The following is a 2,903-nucleotide window of genomic DNA, read 5'->3' on the forward strand; positions in this document are numbered from 1 at the left end:
GCGATGAGGCGCTGGAACTGGCCCACGTGCTCGATGGGCGTGCCGCCGACCGCCACGATCACGTCGCCCGCGCGGAGGCCGGCCCGCTGCGCGGCGCTGCCGGCCGGGAACGCCTGCGCGACCACGCCGTAGATGCGCGGCAGCTTGAAGACCACCGCGTCCTCCGGCGTCACCTCCGTGACCTGCACGCCCAGCGCGGGGCGCCGCACGCGGCCGTAGCGCACCAGGTCGTCCGCGATCCGCTTCGCCAGGTCGATGGGAATCGCGAAGCCGTAGCCCGCGTAGAAGCCGGTGGACGAGGCGATGGCGGAGTTCACGCCCACGACCTCGCCGCGCAGGTTCACCAGCGGCCCGCCGGAGTTGCCCGGGTTGATGGGGGCGTCGGTCTGGATGAAGTCCTCGATCGCCCAGGGGCTGTTGCCGTTGTTCTGCTGGAGCAGCCCGCCCAGCGCCCGTCCCTTCGCGCTCACGATGCCGGAAGTGACCGTCGTCCCCAGGTCCAGCGGGTTGCCGATAGCCAGCACCCACTCGCCGATGCGCGCCCCTTCCGACCTTCCGAGCCTCGCCGCCGGAAGCTGCCCGCCGCTCACGCGGATCACGGCGACGTCCGTGTTCGGGTCGCGGCCCACCAGCGTGGCCTGGAGCTGCCGGTTGTCCTGGAGCACCACGGTGAGCCGGTCCGCTCCGGCGACCACATGGTTGTTCGTGAGGATGAGGCCCGACGGGTCGATCACGAATCCGGAGCCGCTGGAGACCTCCGGCACGTCCGGCTGCTCGTCCGGGAGACGGAGGTAGGGGAGCGCGCGCCGCACCTCGTCCGGCACGCGCCCGCCGCCAGCCGGGCCGGGGGACGTCTTCTCGGCCTGGATGGAGACCACGGCGGGCGTGACCGACTCCGCGATGGTGATGAACGCGTCGCTCAGGTCCGCCACTGGCTTCACATCACGCCGCGAGGGCGTGGCCGTCTGGCCCGGCTGCGCGGCGGCCAGCGTGCCGCGCGTGGAGCCCATGCCCGACGCGGCGACGATGCCGCCCGCGAAGGCCGCCACCGCCAGCGCCCCGGCGGCGCCCCTGCTTCGTACCTGGTGCAGCATCGGATGCATTCGGGTGAGGGTGGCGCGACGGCGGGTGCGCAGGGGCACGGGAGATGGAAGGCGGTGCGGCCGCGCATCTCCCGAAGCTTACGGCGGACGAGGGAGGCCCGCAAAATCCCGGCCCCGCCTCCCTAGTGTCGGGAGACGGGGCCGGGACGTGACGAGCGCCGGAGGAGGGCGCGGGTACTGCAACTTCCTGTGGGCGGCTTCCTACTTGTTGTCGTCCACGATCTCGTAGTCGGCGTCGACCACGTCGTCGGCGCCGCGCGAAGCGTTGGCCTGGGCCGTCGCGTCGTCCGCGAAGCCCGCGCCCGCCGTGGCGCCGCCGCTGAACCCGGCGTCCGCACCGGCGGCACCCGCGCCCTCGGCCTGCTGCGCGGCGTAGATCTGCGCGCCGGCGGCGCTGTAGGCGTTGCTCAGCTCCTCGGTGGCGCTGCGCACCTCGGCCACGTCGTCCTGCTTGAGCGCCTTGCGGGCGCGCTCCAGCGCGGCGTTGAGCGTGTCCTTGGCGCCCTGGTCTATCTTGTCCTCCCACTCCTTCATGTTCTTCTCCACCTCGTACGTCAGCGAGTCGAGGCGGTTGCGCGTCTCGATGGTCTCCCGGCGCGACTTGTCCTCGGCCGCGTGCGCCTCGGCGTCCTTGACCATCTTGTCGATCTCCGCCTCGCTCAGGCCGCTCGAGGCCTCGATGCGGATCTTCTGCTCCTTGCCCGTGGCGCGGTCCTTGGCCGACACGTGCAGGATGCCGTTGGCGTCGATGTCGAACGTCACCTCCACCTGCGGCATGCCGCGCGGTGCCGGCGGGATGCCCGTGAGCTGGAATTTGCCGATGGTCTTGTTGTACATCGCCATCTCGCGCTCGCCCTGCAGCACGTGGATCTCCACCGTGGTCTGGTTGTCCTCGGCCGTCGAGAACACCTCGCTCTTCTTGGTGGGGATCGTGGTGTTGCGGCCGATGAGCGTGGTGAACACGCCGCCCAGCGTCTCGATGCCCAGCGACAGCGGGGTCACGTCGAGCAGCAGCACGTCCTTCACGTCGCCCGCCAGCACGCCGCCCTGGATGGCGGCGCCGATTGCGACCACCTCGTCGGGGTTCACGCCGCGGTGCGGCTCCTTGCCGAAGAACGCCTTCACCACCTCCTGGATCTTGGGGATGCGCGTGCTGCCGCCCACCAGGATCACCTCGTCGATGTCGGTCGTCTTCAGGCCCGCGTCCTTGAGCGCCTGCTCCATGGGCGGGATGGTGCGCTGCACCAGGTCGTCCACCAGCGACTCGAACTTGGCGCGGGTCAGCGTCACGTTCAGGTGCTTGGGCCCTTCCTGCGTGGCCGTGATGAAGGGCAGGTTGATGTCGGTCGACATGGTGGTCGACAGCTCCATCTTCGCCTTCTCGGCGCTCTCCTTGAGGCGCTGGAGCGCCATGGGGTCCTTGGAGAGGTCGATGCCCTGGTCCTTCTTGAACTCGGCCACCAGCCAGTCGATGATCCGCTGGTCGAAGTCGTCGCCGCCGAGATGGCCGTCGCCGCTCGTCGAGCGCACCTCGACCACGCCGTCGCCGACGTCGAGCAGCGAGACGTCGAACGTGCCGCCGCCGAGGTCGTAGACGAGCACGGTCTCCTGGCCCTTCTTCTCGAGCCCGTAAGCGAGCGCGGCGGCAGTCGGCTCGTTGATGATCCGCAGCACCTCGAGGCCGGCGATCGTGCCGGCGTCCTTGGTGGCCTGGCGCTGGGCGTCGTTGAAGTACGCCGGGACCGTGATCACGGCCTCGGTCACGCGCTCGCCGAGGAACTTGCCGGCGTCCTCGGCCAG

Annotated in this window: 2 protein-coding genes; both read right to left on the minus strand. The window is 70.5% G+C overall.

The features are described 5' to 3' along the window. Nucleotides 1-1,094: trypsin-like peptidase domain-containing protein (locus VFE05_18330; protein ID HET6232037.1), on the minus strand; the 1,094-nt coding region annotated here is incomplete at its 3' end. A gap of 210 nt (nucleotides 1,095-1,304) precedes the next feature. Further along, nucleotides 1,305-2,903 (minus strand): molecular chaperone DnaK (gene dnaK / locus VFE05_18335; GenBank protein HET6232038.1); only part of this gene is annotated, 1,599 nt, incomplete at its 5' end.

The organism is Longimicrobiaceae bacterium (assembly GCA_035696245.1).
In the GTDB taxonomy this organism is placed as follows: Bacteria; Gemmatimonadota; Gemmatimonadetes; order Longimicrobiales; family Longimicrobiaceae; genus DASRQW01.